This is a genomic window from Lentibacillus sp. Marseille-P4043, from assembly GCF_900258515.1.
In the GTDB taxonomy this organism is placed as follows: Bacteria; Bacillota; Bacilli; order Bacillales; family Amphibacillaceae; genus Lentibacillus_C.
In genome coordinates this window covers 1,928,542-1,954,785 of the sequence record NZ_LT984884.1, presented here as the reverse complement: position 1 = coordinate 1,954,785, position 26,244 = coordinate 1,928,542, and the positions used below count along the sequence as shown (strand labels likewise).

The following is a 26,244-nucleotide window of genomic DNA, read 5'->3' as shown; positions in this document are numbered from 1 at the left end:
TTTCTTCCTAATCAAACCTCACGTGTCGCCGCAGCTTCATCATCCACAACTAGTGACCGCTTATTTCCATCCCAATGATAACGAATTACGGTTACGAAATCTTTATTCTTCGGACGAACGAGTTCACAAATCGATAAGGAGGGTATCGTCTCATAATCTCCCCATAGCACCTGCGAATTCATCATATAGTCAAATCCAAGTTCCTCGACGATGCGGAACATGACACTGATATTATCTTCATCAACCCCGGCAAATGCTTCGTCCAATGAAATAATATATGGTGCTGTTTCGTCCGCTTCCAAATAACGGGAATAACACGCGGTAAACAATGGAATGTACATTGCCATTGCTTTTTCTCCACCACTGAATTGATAAAAGGCATGATTTGTTAACTCTCGTTTTGGCTCGCCTTCCCGCTTAAATGACAAAACAAACGAGAACCAGTTGCGATAATCAAGCACATCTTTCAGCACCTGCAAGAGTGTGTTTCCTTCCCCTTTCATTTCAACGATTTCTTTAGCCCGGTCAATTTTCGAGCGGAAGTGGTCAATTACTTGATCGATGTCCTCATCTTTCAGTAAACGCGGGTCGCGGCGCAGTAAGTCGACAAGTTCTTTTGTGTCAAGTTCTGCTTCAGTTTCAGCTGTTCGCGGTTTCCAACGAATCGAGAATGCGAGACCTGATGAAGAATCACTGTTTTCCATTAACTTATTCATTTTCTCCGTCCAGTTTTGGGCGCGTCCGATCCGACTACGAAGTTTTTTTCCGACCGAATCGAATAAAATTTCTTCATAAAGTTTGCGATCCTGATCGTCCAATAGATTCTGTTGGCGCAATTGATCTTTTTCAACTGTTTCTTGAATGTAATACGGACTTACACGCTTTCCTTGAAAATCAAGTTGGATCAAGCGCCTTGTTGCTTTTTGTCGCCAATTATTTATCTGAATTTGCTGTTCATCGGTCCATTCGTCATTCATCCATGGAAAATCGAGTGCTGGTACTTGGGTATCCGTCATCCGGTATTCCATTAAATCCGTTTGTTGTTCGAAAAATGCACTTGTTAGCTGGCCTTCAATTTTTGCCTTATCCTTTTCCTTCAGCACTTGTTTATACGTTTTATCAACCCAAACAGCTCGAGAATCGTTCGAGTCTAGATCATCTGGGAACGTAATAAATCCATAATTTACTTCTTGAGAAAAGGCCTCATACCATGCCTCGATCAGTTGCTCCAGAAAGTGCATTCTTTGTTTTTGCTGATCAATTTCCGCTTGCAATGTTTCGCATTTTGCTTCCTTACGCGGCAATACGGAGTTATTTTCAGTGAGCTCCCGATTTGCCGATTGCAGTGATGCTTGAACATCTTGGATTTGCTTTCGAATATCTGCTGCTCCATGTAATTCCAACTGCTTCTCGATTTCGGTAATATTGTGTGAAATCCTAGTCTTTTTATCGCTCAGCAGATTCAATTCCCCATTCAAATCATCCACTTCTAAACTTAGTTCATCTAAACGTTGCTGCAATTGCTTTATATTCTTTTGCTGATGGCGGTAACTTGTATGAACGGTAATTAACGTCTGTAGATCTTTTTCATAGCGACGCATCACTTGCTTTGCTTCTGCATATGCACCATAGGAGAATGCCACATTAAGATCCCGTGTTTTCGTATCCAATCCCCGCTTTACGTCATGGAATTCATGCGATGTTACCTGCATTTCTTCATCAAGCCGCTGCAAATCTTTACCTAATTGATCAATTAAAAACCGTTTTTCCTTCATTTGTTGGAAACTAACTTGCAGATCTTCATCATTTGGGAAAAGTTCCATAGCATCACGTGCCGCTTGAATTTTATCGTATAACTCATCAATCGAGCGAGTTACTTCCTGTTGTTCTTCCATTAACAAAGAAATTTCATTCGTAATTCGTGCTATCTGTTCTTCCCGATAGCGTTTTCGAGCATTGCGTCCGATAAATCTTACCGCTTCAACTGGTACCGCATGGCCTTGCAGTAGACCGATTTGATAGGCGCCATTTTCCTGAATTTGCAAACTTGCATCTTCCGCCATATCATCGACCAAGATACTTCGCAATACCTCATCAACCATCACCGCAGATATAGCTGCATCAGCTTCTAAATCTGGCATTAAGTAATCCGCAAGTGTGTGGGCCATCATGTTCGGCCGCGTTTGAATAACACGATCATGTGTAATCGGGGTACCCTCTGCTGTGATTAACGCATCAAGCAATCCACTATCAAGTAATGCTGCCTCCATCCGGTTTCGCACATCATCTGTGACATGTTCCTGAAACTCAACTGCTTCATAAAACGGAACAAATGCATGCCCACCCTCACGTAAAATCCGGCGCGCTTCTTTCGTTGCTTCCTGCTGATTCGGTGGCTCTGGATCACGTTTAGCTTTCCACTCGGCAAGTTCCATTTCTTTTTCTTCCATTACCGTCTTTAATTCAGCTAGCTTGCTTTTCTTTGTCGCAATTGTTTCGTTCATGGCCAATTGGTATTCATTATTCACCTGAATAAACGGCTGACGAATCGTCTCGTAGGAATACGGTTCATAGAGTTGATCAATACTTCGAGATGCTTTCCGCAATACTTCATCGTCAACAGTAAAGAAGGAATATTGCTCGGTCCACTTGTATATTGCATGCAACTTATCCTGCTTATCTTTTTCAAAAATAGCCTGCCAGTCTTTTTCTTCCTGTCTTGCCTTATCGACATCTAACTGCTTATCGGCAATTTTTTTCTGGAAATCAACAATCCGTTGTTTCAACTGCTCATACGTACGTAATTGCTCACTAATCATTTCGAGCTTTTGATAGTGATTTTCTGCTTCCTGGCTCCAAACCGTAAAATCAAAATCTCCTGCTTTATTTCGAGTGAAATCCTGCTCATTTAATGCATGCTGTCCAAATGCTGCTTCATCTGCATCAGCCTGCAAATCAAGCAGCATATCAGCAATTTTCTGTTCATTCTCTTCAAGTTCTCCATCCAGCTTTTCCAATTCCTCTTTTGTCGTAAGTTCCTGGCGCTTTTTATCTGTCACTTGTTGATCCTTTTTAGCAAACTCACTTTCTGCTTCATGTAGTGCATGCTGTTCATCGGTTCGTTCCTGTTCTAAATTCCATACTTTGTGATTTTGCAGACGTGTCCGTTTTTGCTCCAACACTTCAACCGATTGCTCAAGCTCCCGATTACGCTCACCAAGTTCGCTAATCTCCTGACCAAGTACCGCCTCCGTGTTCATTTTCTCCTGTGCAACATGTTCCACTTTTGCAAATCGTTTTTTTGCCTGTACGTACTCGTGTGCTTTGTCAGCGATACCATATTCATTGTAGGCATCATAGCGTTTGATTAACTTGTCCAGCGCTTGGTGCTCACGCTCTAGTTGTTCGATCTGTTGCTTTGTCTGGTCCATATGTTCAATCGTATCTGATAAATGACGTAAATCTTCATCTGTTAATGGTGGCAATGCCGCTTCCAAAATTTCATAAATAACAGTCGGCTTAAAATCCTTTGATAGCTTCGGACTACGTAATTGAATCAATAATTTGATCAAATCCTCGTATGCCTCGATCGTTTCAAAGCCAAAAATATACTTATTTACCAGTTTCATATAATCGCCCTGTGTTCTAACAACATGCCCACCAGTACCGATTCGATTCTCCAATTGCACACGGGATAAAGGAATCTGCTGTTTTTCACCAGCATTACGTTCAACTTCATATAGGTCAAAATCTTTGCCGATGCGACGATTATCCGTAATGACAAAGCCCCAAAAATTCATCGTCTTGTGCCGGCGTGCCTGTAAGCCGATTCCGGTCGTGATATATTGATTCGTATCTTCCCGCTTATACTCGAGAAATAAATAACCTGTCCGCTCATCACGGTCAACAATATCCTTTTCACCTAACAAGTAGTCTTCCATTTTCCGCGCCTTCGAGCCAAATGGGTCAAGCCTGTCAGGGGATTTTTTTCCGTCCAATAAAACAGGTAAAATACTTTGCATCGTCACCGACTTCCCTGATCCGTTACTTCCGCGGAGTAATAACTTCCCATCGGCAAAGTCAAAAATTTCATTGTCATAGTACCAAAAGTTCAACAATCCAGCCCGGTTCATTTTCCATTTATTTTGCTTCATCATGTGTTTGACCCTCCTTAGCCTCGAAGTCTTTTGGAAATCTTCCAGCAAACCTACCGAATAACGGTTTCAAAATATACGCATTCGTCACAGCCTCTATTTCTAGCATTTCCCAGTCCTCTAGCAAAACAATCAGTTCGTTCATTGTGCTGTTAATTGTTCCTTCACGATATTGCTTGCTCCAGCCCTTTCCGTATAACGCATGTAAATTTGTAACAATCTGCTCAAACATAACCTTTGTCAAACGGATGTTTCCTAGTGCATCAAGTGGGTATTCGTTTAACCGTTCACGTAAATAAGCTGCAAAATGAAGTGCTACATCCATGATTGCCTTTTGGTCTGGAAACAGGGTCAGTTCTTGCTTTTTCTCATCGGTCACGAGCAGTGCAGCATTTTTAAATACCTCAAAACGAAACATCGTGTGTTCCTCCAAATCATCGCGCAATCGATTCCGGTAGTTTCGAATGTATGCGAAATCAGGATCATCCTCACTCTCCCGATGAACAACTGGAGAAATTAAGAGTTTACGATATACCCGCTTACGCCGTTCATCAGCCTCATGCCGTGCCCATTCACTGTGCAAAATCTCATCTGCGGAATTATATTCAAATAAATCTTTCGGATACGATCGCATGAAATAACGTGCATACACCGTAACTTCGTAGAGAACTTCCTGCTCCTCGTTCATGGCAAACTGCTCGATTTCCCCTTCCACCGATGTTAGGATTGATAATTTTTCTAGCTGCCTAATCACCCTTACAAGTGATTTACGATGGTTATAGTTCGTCCAATCAAGTGGTAATTCGCCTGGATACAGATCCTTGATGTCCTCGCAAATATCCGAAAGTAAAAATTGCTCATCAACCGAGCGATTTTCCGTAAACGCCAGCGCACAGCAAAACATCGCATAATCACGCGGTTCCTGAAATTCCTGCATCCCCATCCAGCTTTTTGCCTCAACAGGGATTTTCTCCAGTTTAATAAAATGCTGATGTACAATTAGATCAAAGCCAAACTTCTCATCAACATATCGTTTCAACACTTTTTCCCGTTCACGGACGAGTTGATACAATTCAGGTTCTTTTGACCGAAGTATCCAGAACTTTTCCAATAACAGCCTTAGTGCTGTCTGTGCTTTATCATCAAAAATATTAGCTTCCATTTATACGTTCACCTCGTCCATAAACTGAAATGTTACAGCAGGCATTTCCATTACGCCATCTTCTGCATGTAACAGGATTCGTTCATCTTTTGCAACCAAAACCTTCACATTCCGTCCATGTTCCGTTTTAAACGTATGGTCTTTCTTTGCCATCGCCTTGCCAATCCAGCCTAACAACATTTTCCGAACGTGGGTTTCAATCACAGGAAGTGCATCTAAACGTATTTCGTTACCCTGCATATACTTCTCCAATGCCTCTTGCTCTGCCAATTTATCCCGCAAATATTCTTGACGTGCTGCTTCTTTTTTCTGTTGTTGACTAACAATCGCACCGGCGCGCGTTTTTTCTCGATAATTACGAATCCGTGGCTTTGTCTCATGTGTAATCGGCTGTTCGTCCCAAATGTCCGTGTAAATATCATCGGTCGGAACATGGTCGCTAAATAAATGCCGTGTGTGAAAAACTCCGAATGCAACCGCTGATAATTCGTGCGCTTCCTTTACAGTATCAAAAGAATCAAACCATTTTGCCAGATGTAAATAATCCTTTTTCCGACTACGAAAATACTGGTGACGCTCACCCAAACGCTGGACAACTCTTGTAATGCGGCGAATTTGCTCGTTTGTCCGTAATTCTAGCATTTCATACTCACTTTCACCATGCACATTTCCTAGGAACCACGTAATCAGCGTCTGCCATTTTTGTTGTTGCTCATCGACTTGTTCCCTTTCATCCAAACCAAGGTCTTCAAATCTTGGGACCTGCTGCTGATGGATGATTACCTGGTTAATCAGTGGTGTGAGTTGCTCTGACGTCACAATTTCCAAGAGCTGCTGAATTTTTAACGCTGTTTGTTTCAGGCCAATAATAAAATCGCGCAAATAGGTGGTGAATTGATCTTTATAAGCCAAAAACGATTCTGTTTGCATTCGTTCCTCGGCTTCTTCACTGTTAATATGGGCAATATAGTCAGAGGTGTTTTTCGTTATCGCCCGAAAATACGTAAACACATCATTCCACAGCTGTGAACATTCATCAGCAGGTGGGAGTGAATCTTTTTTCAAAATCGATTCAACCTCAACAAGTGCTTGATATAACCGTTCGAACTCTTTCTTTTCCAGTGACCCACCAAAGACCTCGCCACCTTTTTCCATTTCCACAAGCATCCGTTCAAATTCAACCGTGTATGGGGTACATTGATAGCGAAACTTCTTCTTTTTAAACTCTTCTATCGTATGTGCTCGTCCCATTTCTTGCCGGGCAATCAGGTTGTTCCATTTGACAAGCTGATCCAAATCTTGATGTAACTGTTCTTCTGTATAATCACCAAATCCCTGTAAATCCTTTAAATAGGCATAAATTTCTTCAGGAAAAAGAAATTCGCGCATCCGCTCATGCTGTATAAAAAAGTAACGCAAAATAGCCCGATAACTCCAAGCCTTTTCTGCCGTTAAATAACTTGCTTCGGTAACTTTTCTAAATGGTTGCACATGCATGTGTACTCACCTACAATTTTCGACTTTCTTCTATTTTAATTTGTCTTACGTGATCTGTCTATGGAAGGAAATCTCAATGTGGATAATATGCTGCATTCTGCCCCGCACCCGTATATATACCTCGCTTTACGGGGGGCGGCTTAAGCATTCCAATCTCCATGCCCCTTTAAAGCATAAAAAAGTGCTTAGGCCCTAACCCAAGCACTTTTAAGCAAGCAGATTACTTCAACCAGGCAGACGTAAACACCTTTGGATTCTTCTCACGATGTTCGACTTTTTTGTCGCTATCGATTGAGGCTGCCCAGCCAATATTGTCCACCTTCCATTGCTCATTGTCCTTATCATAAATCAGTTCATAGCCATATTGCTCCAAAACCTCTTCCAGTTTTGGTTTTTCATCCTCTCCATACCAAGTATCCTGTTCATAAAGTGTTGCTGTTTCTACTTCTACCGTCCAGCCGTCACCATAATTCGTTATCTCAAAGGAATCCGAATTAAAGTCAACCCCTACAAATTTACCTTTATAATACTTTTCATTTTCCTTCGCATTTTTAGCGTCATCAATAATATCTTTTACAAGGTCTTCTGAAGCTACGGTTAATTTCTTCTTATCAGCAGTTGTTGCTGCTGCTAAAAATTCTTGATTAAACTTAATAATTGTATCCTTCATCGCCTGCCTCACATCATCGTTAACCGCAAAATCGGCTTCAACATAATACGAATCAATTGGTACTTCATCTGTTTTCATTGTACCCCAAGGAAATTCACCTTCAAATGACGCTGTAACTGAACCATCCGTGAGCAATGGCCCAAATGTATCTTGTTCCATTATATTGATTCCAGTGTCTTCACCATTAATATAAAGTTTTACATTGTTCAACTCCTCGCCAAATGGTTTCCTGAATGTTACCTCTTCCCCTTCAATACCAAGGTCAACATGATCCGAATATCCTGGGTCAAAGTTGATACTTTCTGTTTCCGTACTCAGTTCTACAAAATCATTTTTATATGTTGCGGTAAATGTGTATGTACCAGGAAGAAACGGACCTACTTCTTGGATAAACTCGTCTTTGTCAGAAGTTACAATGACCTCATCGTTTAATAAAATATCCGTATCTTTGTAGTTCGTATAAACTTCGAAATATACTGGGCTTACCTGAATAGAATAATTGTCATACACCAGAAACTTTTTACCATCTTCAATTAAATTAACAGCGTAATCATAACCATCATCATTCGCCTTGGCCAGATCCGAATTCTTGTCATACTGCTTTACTTGATCTTGCAAATGATCCATCATATAAGCAAATTCACTTGGATTTTCTCCGTAATAATCAATAAAACCCTGCACCGATTCTTTATTAATCGTAATTTTACCATCGGCTTCCAACAGTCCAGCAACAGTACCTGCATCCTTTTGCGTAATGGCATCCTCAAACTTTTCAATAACCTTTTCCTTGGATGTCATGGACGCACCAACCTGATAGGCAATAAATAATAAAACAATAAGTGCTCCTGCAATTGCCATCGATATTTTAGCCTGCTTGGATAGCTTTTTAACCGGTTGACTATTTCCCGTTTTTTTAGAGACAGCTAATCCGCCCTGTACAGGCTGCTTTGGCTGTTTAGGGGGCTTCGACTTCTGACCTAAACCACCTTCAATTTCATTCTCGGTTTGTTTGTTTTCAGGAATAGGTTGGTCTTCTTGGTTAGAAGTTTTCTCATCATTGTGCCCCGTATCGTCAGCCTGAATCTCTTCACTATTTCCTTTATCCACAAGATCCTCCAAGTTGTTTGCTGACTTTTCTTCATCAGACTTGCTACGATTCGTTAGATCCTGACCGCAATGCTTACAGAACTTCGCATGTTCAGCAAGTTCCCCTCCACAATGCTTACAAAATTTCATGAAATTCCCCCTTGCATTTTCGCTATTTATCAAATGTTAAGAAAACGATAGTGCTATTATACTATATAAATACCAATATTGGAGGGGATATTTGGATTAAGTTCGAAATAGGAATTAGGTCCTAAAGTCGTTATTGACCGAAAGTATAGGATAGGATCGAAGCCTATTTTGATAAATTTTCGTCTTCTCTTCCAATGTCAAAAGCGACACCCGTAAAAGCCGGTTGCCGCTTCTATCATCCTTTAATTGCCCCTTCTGTCATCCCCTTCGCAATCCGCTGTTGGAAAATGGCGTACAATATAATAACCGGAACGATCGCAATCACAAGACCAGCAAATAACGTCCCCCATGCGTTTGTATATTGTGCTTCATTACTAATAAAATCAATCGCCAAAGCTAATGTATAGTTCCCTTCCGATTGTAAGAAAATTAATGCCATGAAGTACTCATTCCAGAATTGGATCGCATTCATAATGGTTACCGTTATAATCCCCGACATTGTGAGTGGTGTAATAATTTTCCACAAAACCCCATATGGTGTTATCCCATCCATTGCCGCTGATTCCTCCAACGACTTCGGGATCGTACTCATGAAACTGGTTAATACAAAAATTGTGAACGGCAGCTGACTTACCGCATAAACGACTGCCAATCCATAGATATTATCCAGTAGATTTAAATCCATCAATAGGAAAAACAAAGGGATCCAACCTAAAACCATCGGAATCATCATGGCGGAAACATATATTGTAAACAATACCTTACTGCCACGAAAATTCAATCGTTCAATAGCATAAGCAGTCGGGATCGCAAGTACCAATGTCAGAATTGAACCTACCGTAGTAACAATTAAACTATTAAACACGCTCGTATCAATATTATAATTGGTCCAGGCATCAATAAAGTTTTGGAAATTCCATGTCTCTGGAAAACCCCATGGATTCTTATAAATCTCGGCATTTGATTTAAACGAACCGATAAACATCCAAAAAATCGGATACAGCACTGCTATCGTCCATAAAATCAAGGGAATTCGTATCCCTGTTCGTCCGAGAATTTGGCCAACACTTCGCTTCACGTTCATTTCCTCCTTCCTATAGTTAGTATTCTACTTTATCCCTTCGCATGAAGAATTGCAGGATTAACACTGTTAGTAAGGAAAGGATTAAAATCATCACACCAATTGTTGCTCCATAACCAAAGTTATATTGTTTAAATGCTTGCTGATAGAGGTATGAGCCCATTACATGTGTTGCATTATTTGGTCCCCCACCCGTCATGACTTGAACAATGATAAAGGAACCATTCAACGTAGTAATAACGATATAAAGAACAGATATTTTTATTTGTGGCCAAACAAGTGGCAATGTCACCTTCCAAAATTGTTGCCATTCACTAGCCCCATCAATCTCCGCAGCTTCATAATAGCTTTTCGAGACATTCGCTATTCCGCCCATTAGCATTAACATGAACAAACCGATACCAGCCCAAATCGAAGGTAAAACTAAACTTGGCAATGCCCATTTTTCATTCCCAAGCCAAGGTTTAGCCCATTCCTCAAGGCCGAGAAATTCCAACCCAGAATTGATGAAGCCCATACTTGGGTTATAAATAAACGTCCACAGTATACCAATAACGACAACTGACATGATATTAGGAAAGAAAAAGATAATCCGATAGAATGGTGCTTCTTTTATTTTTAATTGTGTTAAGGCAACAGCAAAAAACATGGCGAGAATCATAATGCCAATAACCTTCGTCACCACAAGGAAATAGTCATGCATAATCGTGTCTGGAATAATCGCATCTTGAAACAGTTTTATGTAATTAGCCAAACCGATGAATTCCTTGCTTTCTGCTGACCCTGACCAATCAAAAAAGGAATAGTACAATCCACTAAATAATGGATAAAGGGTAAAAACAGCAAACATAATGAAAGTCGGGATTAAACAAAAGGCAAGAAATAGATACTTTTGCTTTTTTGACTGTACCATTTGATTCACCTCCCAGTGTAAACCAGATGATTGGAAGGAATAGAAAGGGGAGTCCAAACCCTTTCTACTCCTAAATTCATGTTTCTATTTACTATTCTGATATTCTTCCGCTGCTTTTTCAGCCTCTTGAACAAATTCTTCCGCAGTAATGTTGCCAAGCATCAGTGAAACAAGCGAATCGCTAATCGGCGTTTCCAAATCTGCACTCATTGGATGTGGTTTATTATAAATTTGTACCTGTTCTGGGTCGTTTATCATGGCATTGGCATCAATTAAATATTCCGGTACATTTTCGTTTGTTGACAGATCGACACCTGTCAAGTTCATAATTGCGCCAGTATGCTCAGAGAACAATGTTGCATATTCCTTTGTGAAAACGAACTCGACAAATGCTTTTGCTGCTTCCGGATTTTCGGCCTCTTTGGCAATGGCAAGCGGGCGTAAATCAGGAACAATAGCAGCCGGTTCACCCTCATCATGCATTGGTGATGGAATGAAGCCATATTTAAAGTCCTCTGGTGTATCTTTTTCCATTTCATTCGGCAGCCAGAATCCAACCGGAATAAATGCATTATCATGAAGCAAGAAATTCATTTGCGACTGCGTATGGTTTATTGCACCAAAACCAGGATCAATATAGCCGGCTTTTTGCATCTCCTCTACCTTTTTCATGACTTCTAAAACCGGTTCACTTGTCCAAGCACCTTCTTCTCCATCAATCACAGCAGCAAGCAATTCCTCGCCACCCGCTGCACTAAACGCTGGGTATAGCACCCCACGCAAGAAGTAATATGGATACTGTCCAGTAGTAACAAACGGTGCGATATCTTCCTCATCTTTAATCTCGCCCATCGAGTCCATGAAACTAGCAAAATCGGTTGGAACTTCATACCCTTTTTCGTCAAATAGTGTTTTATCATACCATGTTCCCCACGTATCAAACACCAATGGCAAACTATAGATATTACCATCATCATATTGTGCGGGTTCGACAATAAAACTCTCCATTAATGGTGTTCCGTCTTCCAATTTCACATCTTTTACCCAGTCTGATAGATCCATCAGCTGCCCATCTTCCACCATTTGTGTCTCGCTTGAACCTGCCCCATCAATGTACACAACATCAGGCGGATCCCCTGAAACCCAACGCGAGCGCATTTCTTCGTTAATATTTGGACCAGCATGCTCGGTAATTGTTACGTCAGGATACTTCTCTTTAAAATCACCAATAACTTCCTTCCACCATGAATCCCCATAGCCGCCGACAAAATATTGGATTTCAAGATTACCGGAAATTTCACCGTCGCCATTTTCACTGCTACCATTATCGCTTGACTTATCCCCTTCACTTGTCTCGTCGTCACCCGATGAACACGCAACCGTTAATACAAGCAGGAGAATAGCCACAGCCAAAAACCAGAAACGACCTTTCCATCTCTTCAATTTAGTTGCCCCCTTTGTTCTTTAAACAGATACGAAGCACATGAACGCGATTTATTGTTGATCATGTTAAAAAAATTTCCTCATGGTAATGTTGTTTACCTCCTTTCCCATACTGCGGTGTTTTGGTTTTATGGTAACTGGAATGAATAGTGCTTTTGGCTTGTAATATTCTTTTTTTTTAAACTATATGTGGGAGTTGTTTGGGGCATGCCTGATAATGTGAAACTAGATTTGGTTAGGGAAACGTTACTCGTAGTTAGTTTAAATATAGGCAAATGATGACTAGTAATAAATACATGTATAATCATAAATATAGTGGCGCTCTATAGTTTTTCTTTACTATTAATTATTTAAAGTTGGTTTGCAAACAGTGTATCGTTTTTTCACTTATTTTTTCGCCTGCTGCAATATACGCAGCTATAATCGACCCGCCAACAGGAGGAATTGTAGGAATCACAACATTCACCATATTGATATGCTTTTTTAATCCACTTTTAATTAGGGATGGGAGTATATCCGGATCAGAAAAAATACCACCACAAAGTACAAGTTTGACTCGTTCATTATTTATAAATAGTTTCTTATATAATGTAGTTACACTTAACAACAAATCTTTACTAGCATCATCTATAATTTCCTCTGCGATACGATCTTTTTGTTTATACGCCTTAAATACTAGTTTTGCTACCGATGAGATTTCATTTTTAGGACTTGATGAGGAATAAATATGACTTACTAGCTGTTCGCAATTGGTCACTTGAAAATAGTCATACAACATCTCTAATAAGACCGTTCCTTGTCCTCGTCCATCGAATGACTTTAATGAAGCTGCAATCCCTTGCTGACCAATTGCATAACCACTCCCCTCATCACCAACTAAATAGCCCCAACCACCTACCCGCCCTTGTTGCTGAAATTGGTTAACCCCATAAGTTACGGATCCGGTTCCTGCTATTTGAACCATCCCATATTCTCCGTATGTACCGGAATATAAGGCGTTTATTGCATCTGTTTCAACAATCACGTTGATTCGTTCAGACACAATATGATGGATAATTTGCTTTATTTTTTCTTTAGCCATTTCACCACTGGATCCCGATATACCAGCAAAAATAGTTATCACCTGTTCATACTGTCTTGGAGCCTCATTTTCTAATTCACCCATTATACGAGAAAATGTATTCATTAAAACCTCTTGTGAAACCGTATTCGGATTCGTTGATCCAGCAAAAGCCGTTGCATAAATTTCACCACCTAAATCAGCTAAAACTGCTCTCGTATTTGTACCACCACCATCAATTCCTATAACATAGGCCATTAAAAATCACCCTCTTATTATCAAATTCCTTGTTATCTAAAGGCTGTTTTCTAAAGGATTGGGACTGCGATTACTCGCCCCACCGAAAACATTTGTTGTTTATGACACATAAGCTATATAATGCGTAATAGTGAATATTACAAGGACTTCAATTGTTCTAATTAACAGAGTGCTTGAATACGCTCCGCCAGAATACTTCGCTTTCCGCGGGAGTCTACGTATTCTGTCTCCGCTGATAAGAATTTTCTGGATTGAGAGTAGTCGTTAATGATTTTAATATTAAGTGGTTTTCTTCTCCCACGGACAGAAAATCAGACTTAGGCTTGGGGGGAATGCGAGACTCCTGTGGGAAAGGAACTGTCTGAAGACCCCGCAGTGAGCGGTTTTTGCTCGCGAGGAGGCTGAAGCGTTCCCCACGGAAAGCGAGTATTTCCCCCAAGCCGCGATTTCCACTCATCTTGTAAAGATTGAGAGGAAGTCACATAAAAGTTACTGCGCATTTTATATCAACTACGAAATTAAAAGCAACAAAGTTTACGAAAACAGCCTATCTAAAAATATATTTTTACATTGGTAGAAATATGTTCGTGTAGTCTTTAGTCAAATTATGGGACACAAATTGGGTGCCCATCCCTTAAAAATAAAAATCGTATCCCAGGTTTAAAAAACCCAAAAGATACGATTTCCTTTTTTATGATTTTGTAGAACAACAAGATCAAAACTATCGATCTATTGTCAGCAGCAAATCACCTGTTTTAATATTTTCGGACTCCGTACAAACGATAGATTGAAAGTCACCTGAATTCGTAATTACAAATGGTGAAGTTAGGTCATAACCAGCATCCGCAATGCCTTCGATATCAATTATTGATAACAGGTCCCCTTTTGCCACTTCAGCATCCTTTTTGACTTTCACATCAAAATACTTTCCTTCTGATTCCACAGTATCGAGGCCGATGTGCATGAGGATTTCAACACCTTCCTTAGATGTGATACCGATCGCGTGGCCAGTTGGAAACACCGTTGTTACAGTTCCGTCTACAGGTGCGCGTAACTGACCATCAGTAGGAATAATGGCAGTACCTTTTCCGATAGATCCAGATGAGAATACCTCATCATTTACAGCTTCAAGTGGGACAAGTGCTCCAGTTAATGGACTGAAAACTGTTTTGTCATTAACTAGATCAACATTTTCTTCTTTTTTGTTTTCTACCGTTTCAACTGTATTTTCCGCTTCACTATCATTGTATAGTTTATTAACCAATTTCTCCTTGTATCCAAATAAATAGGTTAAAACGAATCCACCTGCATAAGAAATAATTAGGCCGGCAATGTAAAGTAGATAATTGTTATCTGCAATTAGTGGAATTAACGCTAAACCAGACGGCCCAACGGAAATTGCACCAACACTGCTAAGTGATAAAAATGCACCACCAAATCCTGCTCCTAAACATGCTGTGATAAATGGTCGTCCTAAAGGTAGTACAACCCCGTAAATCAGTGGTTCCCCGATTCCCAGAATACCTACGGGCAAGGCGTTGGCAACTGTATTCCGCAAACGTTTATCTTTTGTTTTTAGATAAATAGCAATTGCCGCCCCTACTTGTCCGGCACCTGCCATTGCTAAAATCGGTAACAAAGTAGTTGAACCAGTGCCATTTATAAGTTCAAGATGAATTGGAATTAGACCCTGGTGCATACCAACCGTTACAAGTGGCAAGAACGTTGCAGCTAGCACATAGCCCCCGAACACTCCCCCAACCTTCAACATTACGTCAACTAAGAACCAAGTAATACCGCTCATATCCAGCCTGCAAGCGGTTGAATGACAACAAGCGTGATGACAGATCCAATTATAATTGTAACCAATGGTGTTAATAATAGATCAAGACTATCAGGTGTTCTTTTACGAATAAAGTTCTCAATCTTTGCAAAGATATATGCTGCTACAACAACACCTAATAAACCACCTAAACCAGTACTAATCTGTAAATCTAATCCGAAAAAATTCATGGAACCGATGTCATTTAGGACCGGAGCGTAAATCATCAGCCCGGCAATACCACCAAGTACCAATGTTCCTTTAAATTCTTTTGCCGTATTGATTCCGACAAATACACCGAGTGATCCAAATAATAAACCACCAATTGATTTCAGTAACAAATACCAATTTGATTCTAGGATAGCAGGATCAAGCACACCTGCATCCGGATTTGCAAGGTTCAAAATAAGATTGGCAATTCCGAGCAATAAACCGGATGCTACAAATCCTGGAACTAGTGGAACGAAAATGTTTCCAATATGACGTAATATTTGTTGAACGCTTGATGTTTGTTTCGCTTTATATGCTGCCTTAGTATCGCCAGCAACATCGAATTCCTCTTCCGTGTCCATCTCTTCTTCATCCATGTTCGTAATATCACGGAATTCATTAGCAACCTTTGTTACCTTTCCTGGTCCGAGTACTACTTGAATTGTTTCATTGTCAATAACACCTAATACACCATCTAGTTGTTTAATATTTTCTAGATTGATATTATCACGATTCTTCACATTTACCCTTAAACGAGTAATACAATTCGCAAAACTAGCGATATTCTTTTTGCCATTTAATTGCTCTAAAATGGCATGGGCAAGTTCTCGATTATTCATTGTTCCCACCTTCTTTATTTGGATCTTCTATAGCCTGACTGACAAAACCGCGCGAATCTACTAATTTTTGTTCTGCTTCTTCAAAGCTGCATTGATTTTCTATCATAACAATAGCAACTTTTGGTTTATGATTGGCAGATATTAGATAATTAGAAGCTGTTTCATAATCAACTTGTGTTGCCAATGAGATAATATTTTTTGCGCGTTCCTCAAGTTTTTTGTTGGTTAGTTGAACATCAACCATTAAATTACCATAAACTTTTCCAATTCCGATCATTGCCCCTGTTGAAATCATGTTGACAACCAATTTTTGTGCTGTTCCCGATTTTAAGCGAGTTGACCCCGTTAATACTTCCGGTCCTACCATTACTTCAATAGAAACATCTGCATGGCGTCCGATTTCTGCATGCTTATTACAGCTAATAGCTATCATATTCGCCCCGATCTTTTTTCCATAAGATAATCCACCAATGACATATGGGGTCCTTCCGCTTGCTGCTAAGCCCACTACAGTGTCGTTTTCATTTAGATTAAGTTTTTGTAAATCAATTTCTGCTAGATTAGGATCGTCCTCTGCACCTTCTACGGCTTTAATTAATGCACCCTCGCCACCAGCAATTAGTCCTTGTACCATTTCGAAGTCGGTTCCAAAAGTCGGCGGACATTCCACCGCGTCTAAAATACCCAGACGACCACTTGTCCCAGCACCAATATAAATCAACCTGCCACCTTTCTGGAATGAATCAATTACGAGTGAAACTGCTTTTTCAATCGATTTTAGTTCCTTTTCCACTGCTTGAGGAACCTTTTTATCCTCTTCATTCATTACCTTTAAAACGTCATAGGTTGACATTTCATCTAATTTCATTGTCTTTTCATTACGTGTTTCAGTTGTGAGTTTTTCTAGCACGGTTACTTTCCTCCCTTTTTACTTTGTTGTATAACTTGGTGTGTTCGGTTCAAATGGGTGAGCGCGCTTTCATAATCTTCATAAGCACATGCTGTATATAACATATCGATCACATTTAACTGTGCAATTCTTGATGACATTGCAGCACTTCTGAATTCGTCTTCCTGGGCCGCCACAAATAACACAGCATCCGCCATTTTACTTAAAGTGGAATCAGCATATTTCGTAATCGCAATCACCTTCGCACCTTGAGATTTAGCAATCTTAGCACAATCAATAATTTGCGGTGTCTCACCAGAGTATGATACTGCTACAACAACATCTTGATCACATAGATTTACAGCGGAAACTTTTTGCATGTGAAAATCACTATATGCGGTACAAATTTTATTAATCCTTGAAAACTTTTGAACCGCATCATAAGCAATTAAGTAACTTGAACCTACTCCATAAAAATCAATTTTCCTTGCCTTCACTAAATAGTGATAAGCTAGTTCTAATTGGTCTTTATAAAGCAATTGTAGAGTATCGAATAATGATTGAATATTATTGTTCGTTATTACTGACATAATATCTTCAATCGAATCACCAGGGGCTAATGTTTCTTTGTCCAGATCATGTAAATTAATTACAGACAGATCTCCTGATAATTTTAATTTAAATTCCCTAAATCCCTTATAACCAAGTGATTGGCAAAATCTCATAACAGCTGCTGCACTGGAGTAACTTTCAGCTGCCAATTTTTTTACTGACATTGATACTACGGCTTCAGGATGTTTTAAAATATACTGTGCAACAGACTTTTCTGCCGGCTTCACATAGTCAAGAGATTCTCTAACTTTATATAAAACTCCGTCCAAGATCGATACCCCCAACTGAGATAGAATATAAGCGCTTACATGTAAATCATATTCTTGTCGAAATAAAAAATCAATATAATACGTATTTATGGTATAAAATTTCAAAACATGAAACATTGTACCTAAATCGTAAACAAAAAGAAAGGCCCTGACCATAACTTATGGCCAAGGTCCTTTCGATAAAAGAACATTTTACATGGTTGCTTTTCCTTACTCCAAATAATCCTCCAACCCCTCTAACACTTCCTCCACAACTGGCAAATCCACGGCCACTTCCACTGACAATTGTGTCCTTTCAATTAAAGGAAGCATGGTGATTGCAGTTTCTCTATCCATCAAAATATTTTCCGGAACCCCCTTAACAACGGATAACATGTTGATAAGCTCCCGTTGTAATGCACCAATATCCGAACCATTGGTTAATAAATTTTGATAAAATACCAATCCTTGATCATGGTCAGCAGCTACTACAAACAATGGGAAAACACCTCGTCCGCTATCTTCATCCTGTACAGGCATGCTTAAATATTGCATGGAAAATTCGACAGTTATGGGCATTACCTTGCTAAACTTTTGTATTCGTTTTAAGTCAAATTCGGAGATGGACAGTTGTGTTTCTTCGGCTTCATTGTCCTCATACCATTCTAACGAGAGAATTTGGGTATCAAAAACATAGTTATCATCATCGGCCTTTTTAGGAACTTTTGTTAATACTTGCTCATCCTCATACACATCCGGTATTTCTAACCCTGCTTTTATTTCATTACAAACTTCAATTGCCTGTCCTAATACGACATTCATCATCCGTGCTTCCTCGTCATCAATATACCATGGTACAAATCCTGGTTTAAAACTACGGAATTCAGGCCATGTTTTTCGACCACGGAACGGGATATCGTACGTTTTTATCAGCTGATAATCATCCTTTTCCAGGTCCTCCCTATCTTCAAAGGTAACCAGTAAACTTCGCTGTTTTAACACGATGTCAAAGTCATCAACGGCACCTTCCATAATATCTAATAAGGCGGTGTATCCTGCTTTTCCTACATAAATAGCTAGTCCAAACGTTTCATCGCCAGCACCCAGAACCGAGCAAAATAATCGTTCTTTTGAAACCGGATCAACCACAGCGAAAATTTGGTTATCATCCATGTAATTCCATGGCTTCATTTTATGGAATTCCTTTGCATGTAAAAGTAGGTCCTCCCACAAATCAAATTCTTGTTCCTTGTCTTCCGGTAGATTTTCCATAGGCTCTTCAGCTGATGCGATATGTAAATCCTCATTAATTTGTTTAACCAATTGCTTAGAATCAGTGACAGTTAAATCAATTTCCTCCATGATAACTTCCATTCGGCTATCTTCAGGAGGAGCAACATTTCTTGCACTGACACAGCGTGGATAGGTGGTGTCTTTTTCAGCTGTAATTTTTTTCATAAGTACAATTTCATGCATCCAGTTATCACCAAAGTCGTACAAGTACATTACTTTATCATTCACTTTTTTTAACCAATCAGCAAGAATTTCCTCGTTTTCTTGATATGTTTCCTGCATTACTGGTGTATCTAGATCTATCTCTGTTTCCTGCGCTATTTCTATCGCATCTGTCTTTTTACCATTTGTTTTTCGTACAAAATAACTATGTAAATGCATGTCGGACCAATCAAATGCTTCCTGTAACACGTCATGTAGTTCCTCAAACGTTATTCCGCTATCAACTTGAAGCTTGCGCCAAACTGGCATACCCACATCACGCAATGTTACTTTTAATTCTAAAATCATCGTCTCACCTCATTTTATTCAGTTTAACATATGGGCAGATGATGGACTATTGATATGAGATTGGGGATGATATTTTTTCATCAGCGGGAATAGGATTTACGGGTGAGAATATAGTATAGTGAAGTTAAGAGGGGGAATGCGAAATGGTAAATGAGCATGCTTTTGTGAAAATTTCCGAAGTACCAACATTGAATCAACACCCTGAGCTCCCTACTGGTTGTGAGGCAACAGCATTGGCCATGTTATTGAATTGGGGTGGTAAACAGGTAGACAAATTTGATGTAGTAGCTAAACTTCCTAAAGGGGAAAAAGTACGATTACTAGACGGTGTTTGGTATGGGGCAAATCCAAATAAACAATTCGTTGGGGATCCTTATTCCGATGATGGTAGTTTTGGTGTGTTTGAAAAACCTATTTTAGTAACAATTGAAAAATTTATGCCCGGAAAGGGAATCGATTTGACTGGACAAAATTTTAACATGCTACTTGATATAGTAAGATCAGGAAAACCAGTAATGGCGTGGACAACAATCGAGCAAAACAAAACGTTCCACAGCAAAACATGGAACGACGACAGTGGGAATACGATTGAATGGCACCGTTATGAACACGCTGTTGTTATTACAGGTTTCAATGACGATCACGTAACAGTAAATGATCCATATACAGGAAAAGAGGAACATTATGATAGGACATTGTTTGAGCGAAATTGGGCATCTATGGGAAAGCGCGCTGTGACACTGGATAAGTGAGTTGGGATAGTCGCGGTGCTTCTATATTAGCACGGGTTGGGAGCACGCCCCCCCGATTGAGTGCACAAACTTGGCCAAGGGCTGCGCGACTTCCTGGCCCAAGTGCGCGACTTCTCGGACCGAGTGCGCGACTTTTTCGCCCGGGTGCGCGACTTCCTGGCCCAAGTGCGCGACTTCTCGGACCGAGTGCGCGACTTTTCCGCCCGGGTGCGCGACTTCCTGGCCCAAGTGCGCGACTTCTCGGACCGAGTGCGCGACTTTTCCGCCCGAGTGCGCGACTTCCTGGCCCAAGTGCGCGACTTCTCGGACCGAGTGCGCGACTTTTTCGCCCGGGTGCGCGACTTCCTGGCCCAAGTGCGCGACTTCTCGGACCGAGTGCGCGACTTTTCCGCCCGAGTGCGCGACTTTTCCGCCCGAGTGCGCGACTTTTCCGCCCGAGTGCGCGACTTTTTCGCCCGGGTGAGCTACTTCTCGGCCGGACGAAAAAGTCGCGCATCCTCATTAACTTATTTTGCTAGTTCCTCTAAGAAACCTGCAGCAAAACGTTTACAATGTTCAATATCTTCATCATTTGGTTCCAGTTCAACTTTTAACTTTTCTCCATACATTGTTCCGCCGATTTTGGGTACCCTAGCGGCAATTGTTTCGAGTGCAGCACCATAGGAATCATAAAATGAATCACAAGAGCCAAAGACTCCAACTAGTTTTCCTGTTAAATCAACATCGTCCAGTTCTTCGTAAAAGTCCTCCACCTCATATGGCAAATCATCATCCCATGTATAAGATCCAATTAATATTCCATCGTAATCCAATAATTCTTGGACATCGATCGGATCAAAATCAAAGGACTTTCTTACTATTTCATGTTCTGCGTTTTTTATATAATCAGCAATGGCATCTGCCATCATTTCAGTGCTACCTGTCATACTTGCATCCATCATAATTATTTTGGCCATTAAAATCATCTCCTGGAGCTTGATTGATTTATATTCTACTTATATTCTACTTGATAATGAGAATTACTTTCAATTAATACAATTATTGTTCACAAATTAAACAAAATTATTGTGACAAACTTATGAATTCTACTGAGCAATTTAAAACCTTTTGATTGTCACAGTACAAGATAATATGCCATAGCCTATTGGTGACTGCAATAAAATTAAGGGAGTTGTGAGCAATGTATTATGATATGAGACAGTTTCCAGGTTATGGGCCTTATCATCCGATTCACACGTATTCACAACACGGTTATTTTCCCGGACAACGAAATGAGATGGAACATACAGAAAGCGAAGGGAAAAAAGGACATACGCACGCTCATTATGGGGCGACCTCCTGTAATGACGGGCATACTCATTTACATCCTGGTGTAACAAGTGCACCAATTGAAACGCAGGAAGGTCACGTTCATAAAATTTGGGGAAATACCACGTTTGAGGATGACCATATTCACTATTACGAGGCATACACAAGCCCACCAGTTCCGTTACCTAATGGCTATCATATTCATTTTGCTGAGATAAAGACGACTGAAAATGATGGGCATGTACATGTTATTAAGGGGTTTACGGCAGCATCTAAAAGTTGACCTGTCCTTCTGAGGTAGGAGTATGGATCCACGATAAATACTCCTGCCTAACCATTAGCCAGTTGAAAATATAGCCAACACAATTAAAAATCGTTATAATTATATGGTAGATTGTCGTATTAATATAAACATTTCTTATACGACATTAAAGGAGACACTCTAATGGTAAAAGTTAAAATGAACGTTCAAACAGCATATCATGGTGATTTATTACGAGCAGGAAAAACTTATGATATTGATGAAACTACCGCAAAACGTTGGATCGCAAGTAAAATTGCTGAAATCGTTGCTGACGAGGAAGATCGTACATAAGGAATTCGGATTTGATTGATATCCTATGGGTTCGGACTGATACTAACGCGCTGCCATAGGATAAACCTGTTAGCATTGCAGCTTGATTCGTACCGTAACGTGCTTCAATGGCGCCATCTTATGCACGATGAATATATCGATGGTCATTAATGCTACTGCGCCTGTTACTTGTCGGGCAAAGTATATCATGTAGCATTTAACTGCGTATGCAAATGCGTCAATAACTATCGTTGCTGTTACAGAAACAACTAATGAAGCAATGAAATGATTGGAAGAAAACCAATTCAGCTGGTGCAGCACACGCAATGTCAAAAACACTATTATGAAATAAGAGATCCTTTTTGGGTCTCTTATTTTTACTTTCTATGCTACAAAAGCAAAGTACAAAATAAACAACAAACATAACACGTACATAATTGGGTGAATTTCTTTAAAACGTTTTTGTGCTATTAAAGATAGTGGATAAAGAACAAATCCAAATGCAATGCCTGTTGCCACACTAGAGGTAAGGGGCATCATGATAATCGTCATGAAAGATGGAATCACAACCTCTATTTTACTCCAGTTTATTTTGCTTATTTGCATCGCCATTAATGCACCTACAATGATTAATGCAGGCGCTGTAACTTCGGCAGTTATAACTGAAAGAATAGGAGAAAAGAATAAAGCAATCGCAAAACAAGCAGCAATAATGATAGACGTAAATCCTGTTCGTCCTCCAACCGCAACACCAGCAGAAGATTCAACGCTAGTTGCTGGGGTTGATGTTCCCAGTATAGCCCCAATTGCACCAGCTGATGAATCAGCCAGCAGTGCCTTTCCAATGTTTGGAATTTTATTACCTTTCATAATTCCCGCTTGACTGGTAATCCCAATTAATGCACCAGCTGTATCAAAGAAGGCAACAAATAAAAAAGTGAAAATGACTGCCAATATTTCAGGGGTGAAAATATCATTAAAATGTAAAAACACCTCACCAAACGTTGGCTCAAGACTTGGTATCTTGCCAACAATAGATGATGGAACCTTAATTAACCCAACAATCATCCCAATAATGGTTGTAATCACGATTCCGTAAAAAATTCCCCCATTGATTCCCTTTACGATCATAAACACGGTTAGGATGAGGCCAATTACCGCAAGTGCTGTCATGGGAGATGTTAAATCCCCGACGCTAACGAATGTGTCTGGATTAGAAACAATAATCCCCGCATTTTTCAACCCGATAAATGCGATGAAAAACCCTATTCCAGAGGCAATGGCAAATTTTAAGTCTTGTGGAATGACATTAATTATCTTTTCCCTGATTTTCATTAAACTTAATAACACAAAAATGACCCCAGCAATAAAGACACCAGTTAAGGCAACTTGCCATTCGATTCCCATCCCGATACAAACGGAAAAAGTGAAGAATGAATTCAATCCCATACTAGGCGCAATAGCGATTGGGTAGTTAGCGAGTAAACCAATAAGTAGTGTACCGATGATAGCAGTTAAAGCAGTTGCGGTAAAAACAGCCCCCCTATCCATCCCAGCTTGACTAAGGATAAGTGGGTTAACAACTAAAATATAAGCCACGGAAAGGAAAGTTGTTAGCCCTGCGAGTGTTTCCTGTTTATATGACGTATTCCGATCTGTAAAATGAAAAAAGTTTTTCATGATGTTCGTATCTCCCTATTCTGCTAAATTGAAGAATAGACGCGAATGATTCCGTAGTTAGGTTGCCACAGCCATTCCATTTTATTATTTCCACGAGATATAAAAAAACTTTGGCCACAAGCATGCCAAAGTTTTATCTGCAAAAGGAATAAAAAATATCATCTATTTCCCATTCCTTGTAGACAAGCTATTTAGGGTAGCTGGTAGAAACGTTCAAGCCATATTCTTGAACTTATACAAGGTATAACTATTCTTTTTTAAAACAATAGAAAAATAATATCAAGTTTGAATCAAGACGTCAATGGAATTGTGGTTTTTTTACATATTGGACACCTACAAAAATCCATGACACGGCTTAACTTGGAGAGTGGACATGTAGTCTTTTTTAAGCCGTTATGAAAAGGACTATAAGACGGGATATATTTATGCTTCATACTTATTCATAGTAATGACGCTACACCCGCAGTAATAAAAATTACCAAATATAAGTACCCACTCTTAACTTGAATATTTTTTCTCCCCAATAATTTTTTAATAACATGTTCCATTCCCCTGAAAGCCACCCATAATACTAGGATGATTGGAATAAGTAACAAAACCCCTCTATAAAAAGGAGCAAATTCAATTTGTTTAAAAATTACGACCGCTATGGGGAGTGCAATAACAAATGTGATTAAAAAAGCAAGATCATTTCTACTTTCACCAAAAATGAATTTAATGAATTTTCTTGCATCTTTAATATTACCCTCTCCTTCATATAAGTTATGACCTTAAGAAATTTATGAAAACTATCTGTGCGCTATTTACATGCCTATAACCCAGTTAATTGGTATCCATTGGGTGAGGAAGCATTTGAAAAAACGAAACGTGGAAATAAACCTATTTTTCTTTCGATTGGCTACTTAACTTGCCCATTAATGGCACATTTGTATAATCATCCCCGATGATTTATCTCCAAAATTCATAGTTTTATTGTATTATGAAATGCCCCTTTTACAACACTTTAATTTATTGTTATAGATATAACTCTTTGCCAAATGCTAACCTATCAAATCAAAATAACCTCGCGAATAACTTTCTGTATAAATTTTTACACATAGTCTAAATTCTTATTTTATAAGAACTCTCATAAAACTTCATACGTAATATTCTAACAATATGTTACAATAAATATAGAATAATAGAAAAGAGATTTAATAATGATTGTTAATGTGGAAACAAATCTGTTAGTAGATTGTTACTTTAAAAAAGTCGAACGTAACGAAATCATTGAAAAAAATATTCACCTAAAGGTAATTGGGCTTTTAATTGGTTGAAAACTTTAACGCATTCCTTTGAAATTTACGGTATTGTTACAGAAGAATACCCAGATATGATTCAAGGTTTAATTGCCCTAAAACCTAATTATGATGAAGCTTTTCGCTGTGTTGATCTAGAGATTATAGAATCAGCTCCGCATAATAAAAAATTGGTGAACAAAAGAGAAAATGTTAATCGGAAATATATTGGGGTAGGCAGATGTTTGGTTGCTTTTGCATGTCAGTATAGTTTAGATAAAGGACTAGAAGGTTTTGTTGAATTAACTTCAAAAACTTCTAAAATAGACTTTTATCAGGACTTAGGTGCTGTCTCTACCTATGGACAGAATATGATGATTGCAGATAACGTGGCGCTAGATTTAGCAAAACAATATTTTTCGGGAGGTGTTAAGTGGTGGAAAAAGTAATTGATGTTTTAATCCCGACAGAAACAGGGTATAATATAAAAAAGGTCGGTGAAAAGGAAATGATAAGTCAAATGAAAAAATTTGATAATAATTTTCCAGATGGTGTTTTCGCTATACCACATCCTTCTAATGAACCACGAGTAAAGGTTCGTGCTTTACATGATTATTGTAAAAAAAATGGAATCACTCCCGTAGAATTGAGTGAAACAGAAATGGAACGCTTTTTAGTTCGATAAATATAAAAATGAAGGAGAGTCTAATTTTCTTAATAATAGACTCTCTTTTATTTTTATATCCAGATTTAAAACATCTTAATGATTATGCACACATCATTGAAAATTAGGTATTAGTTAACAACAGTAAAGACAACGGAAAAATTCTATAAAAAACTTACCAATTACTTAAATAGTCAATACCTCAAGTATACAATTTAAAGGAGATTTTACTTCCAGAAATTTTATTCAAAACGATTCTATTTTTTTAGATAGTAGGTTTGAATTGTAAAGTTACTTATTTAATAATCCCC

Annotated in this window: 21 protein-coding genes, 1 pseudogene and 1 riboswitch; of the genes and pseudogenes, 6 read left to right on the top strand and 16 right to left on the bottom strand. The window is 39.2% G+C overall.

Going from position 1 to position 26,244, the window contains the following annotated elements:
* Positions 1-11 precede the first annotated feature (11 nt).
* From C8270_RS09480 to C8270_RS09425, 13 genes are all read right to left on the bottom strand, one after another.
* On the bottom strand, positions 12-4,157 hold the full coding sequence (locus C8270_RS09480) for a TIGR02680 family protein (RefSeq protein WP_106496595.1): 4,146 nt from the start codon (positions 4,155-4,157) through the stop codon (positions 12-14).
* Positions 4,141-5,316, bottom strand: coding sequence for a TIGR02678 family protein (locus tag C8270_RS09475; RefSeq protein ID WP_106496594.1), 1,176 nt, complete (start codon positions 5,314-5,316; stop codon positions 4,141-4,143). Before C8270_RS09475 ends, C8270_RS09480 begins: the two co-directional genes overlap by 17 nt.
* Positions 5,317-6,813, bottom strand: coding sequence for a TIGR02677 family protein (locus C8270_RS09470; RefSeq protein WP_106496593.1), 1,497 nt, complete (start codon positions 6,811-6,813; stop codon positions 5,317-5,319).
* Positions 6,814-7,033: 220 nt separating this feature from the next.
* Positions 7,034-8,719, bottom strand: coding sequence for a zinc ribbon domain-containing protein (locus C8270_RS09465; protein WP_106496592.1), 1,686 nt, complete (start codon positions 8,717-8,719; stop codon positions 7,034-7,036).
* Positions 8,720-8,954: 235 nt separating this feature from the next.
* Positions 8,955-9,797 carry a carbohydrate ABC transporter permease gene (locus tag C8270_RS09460; protein ID WP_106496591.1) on the bottom strand — a complete coding sequence of 281 codons (843 nt, stop codon included), beginning with the start codon at positions 9,795-9,797 and terminating at the stop codon, positions 8,955-8,957.
* 22 nt (positions 9,798-9,819) lie between these two features.
* Positions 9,820-10,713: a carbohydrate ABC transporter permease gene (locus C8270_RS09455; protein WP_106496590.1), complete on the bottom strand. Its 894-nt coding sequence runs from the start codon at positions 10,711-10,713 to the stop codon at positions 9,820-9,822.
* A gap of 84 nt (positions 10,714-10,797) precedes the next feature.
* Positions 10,798-12,156 (bottom strand): ABC transporter substrate-binding protein, encoded by a 1,359-nt coding sequence (locus C8270_RS09450; protein ID WP_106496589.1) that lies wholly within the window; start codon positions 12,154-12,156, stop codon positions 10,798-10,800.
* Between the two features lie 346 nt (positions 12,157-12,502).
* Positions 12,503-13,474 carry an N-acetylglucosamine kinase gene (locus C8270_RS09445; protein WP_106496588.1) on the bottom strand — a complete coding sequence of 324 codons (972 nt, stop codon included), beginning with the start codon at positions 13,472-13,474 and terminating at the stop codon, positions 12,503-12,505.
* Between the two features lie 721 nt (positions 13,475-14,195).
* On the bottom strand, positions 14,196-15,278 hold the full coding sequence (locus C8270_RS20680) for a glucose PTS transporter subunit IIA (RefSeq protein WP_267894844.1): 1,083 nt from the start codon (positions 15,276-15,278) through the stop codon (positions 14,196-14,198).
* A complete protein-coding gene (locus C8270_RS20460) occupies positions 15,275-16,126 on the bottom strand; it encodes a PTS transporter subunit EIIC (protein WP_267894843.1) in 852 nt (283 codons plus the stop codon). The genes C8270_RS20680 and C8270_RS20460 overlap by 4 nt, the downstream gene beginning before the upstream one ends.
* Positions 16,119-17,036, bottom strand: coding sequence for an N-acetylmuramic acid 6-phosphate etherase (gene murQ, locus C8270_RS09435; protein WP_106496587.1), 918 nt, complete (start codon positions 17,034-17,036; stop codon positions 16,119-16,121). Before murQ ends, C8270_RS20460 begins: the two co-directional genes overlap by 8 nt.
* Before the next feature lie 2 nt (positions 17,037-17,038).
* Positions 17,039-17,896 (bottom strand): MurR/RpiR family transcriptional regulator, encoded by an 858-nt coding sequence (locus C8270_RS09430; protein ID WP_106496586.1) that lies wholly within the window; start codon positions 17,894-17,896, stop codon positions 17,039-17,041.
* A 210-nt stretch (positions 17,897-18,106) separates the two neighbouring features.
* Positions 18,107-19,678, bottom strand: coding sequence for a plasmid pRiA4b ORF-3 family protein (locus C8270_RS09425; protein ID WP_106496585.1), 1,572 nt, complete (start codon positions 19,676-19,678; stop codon positions 18,107-18,109).
* Positions 19,679-19,821: 143 nt separating this feature from the next.
* Between C8270_RS09425 and C8270_RS09420 the strand changes: the two genes are divergently transcribed.
* Entirely contained in the window at positions 19,822-20,430 is a 609-nt protein-coding gene (locus C8270_RS09420; RefSeq protein WP_106496584.1) for a C39 family peptidase, read from the top strand.
* Between the two features lie 506 nt (positions 20,431-20,936).
* Here the strand turns inward: C8270_RS09420 and C8270_RS09410 are convergent.
* Positions 20,937-21,386 (bottom strand): flavodoxin domain-containing protein, encoded by a 450-nt coding sequence (locus C8270_RS09410; protein ID WP_106496582.1) that lies wholly within the window; start codon positions 21,384-21,386, stop codon positions 20,937-20,939.
* A gap of 224 nt (positions 21,387-21,610) precedes the next feature.
* Here C8270_RS09410 and C8270_RS09405 point away from each other — a divergent pair, with 224 nt between their 5' ends.
* A complete protein-coding gene (locus C8270_RS09405; RefSeq protein WP_106496581.1) occupies positions 21,611-22,021 on the top strand; it encodes a YmaF family protein in 411 nt (136 codons plus the stop codon).
* 162 nt (positions 22,022-22,183) lie between these two features.
* The gene (locus C8270_RS20270) at positions 22,184-22,333 is read left to right on the top strand and encodes a hypothetical protein (protein ID WP_199794667.1); all 150 of its coding nucleotides are present in this window, start codon (positions 22,184-22,186) and stop codon (positions 22,331-22,333) included.
* A 69-nt stretch (positions 22,334-22,402) separates the two neighbouring features.
* Here the strand turns inward: C8270_RS20270 and C8270_RS19940 are convergent, their stop codons facing one another.
* A complete protein-coding gene (locus C8270_RS19940) occupies positions 22,403-22,645 on the bottom strand; it encodes a hypothetical protein (protein WP_158701683.1) in 243 nt (80 codons plus the stop codon).
* A 51-nt stretch (positions 22,646-22,696) separates the two neighbouring features.
* A complete protein-coding gene (locus C8270_RS09400) occupies positions 22,697-23,992 on the bottom strand; it encodes an NCS2 family permease (protein WP_106496580.1) in 1,296 nt (431 codons plus the stop codon).
* A gap of 159 nt (positions 23,993-24,151) precedes the next feature.
* Positions 24,152-24,252, bottom strand: a riboswitch (purine riboswitch).
* A 534-nt stretch (positions 24,253-24,786) separates the two neighbouring features.
* Between C8270_RS09400 and C8270_RS09395 the strand changes: the two are divergent.
* The 3 genes and pseudogenes from C8270_RS09395 to C8270_RS09385 form a co-directional block, all read left to right on the top strand.
* Positions 24,787-24,918, top strand: a pseudogene (locus tag C8270_RS09395) (DUF255 domain-containing protein); the annotation flags it as partial.
* Between the two features lie 386 nt (positions 24,919-25,304).
* Entirely contained in the window at positions 25,305-25,718 is a 414-nt protein-coding gene (locus tag C8270_RS09390) for a hypothetical protein (protein WP_106496578.1), read from the top strand.
* A complete protein-coding gene (locus C8270_RS09385) occupies positions 25,706-25,954 on the top strand; it encodes a hypothetical protein (RefSeq protein WP_106496577.1) in 249 nt (82 codons plus the stop codon). The genes C8270_RS09390 and C8270_RS09385 overlap by 13 nt, the downstream gene beginning before the upstream one ends.
* Positions 25,955-26,244: the final 290 nt, after the last annotated feature.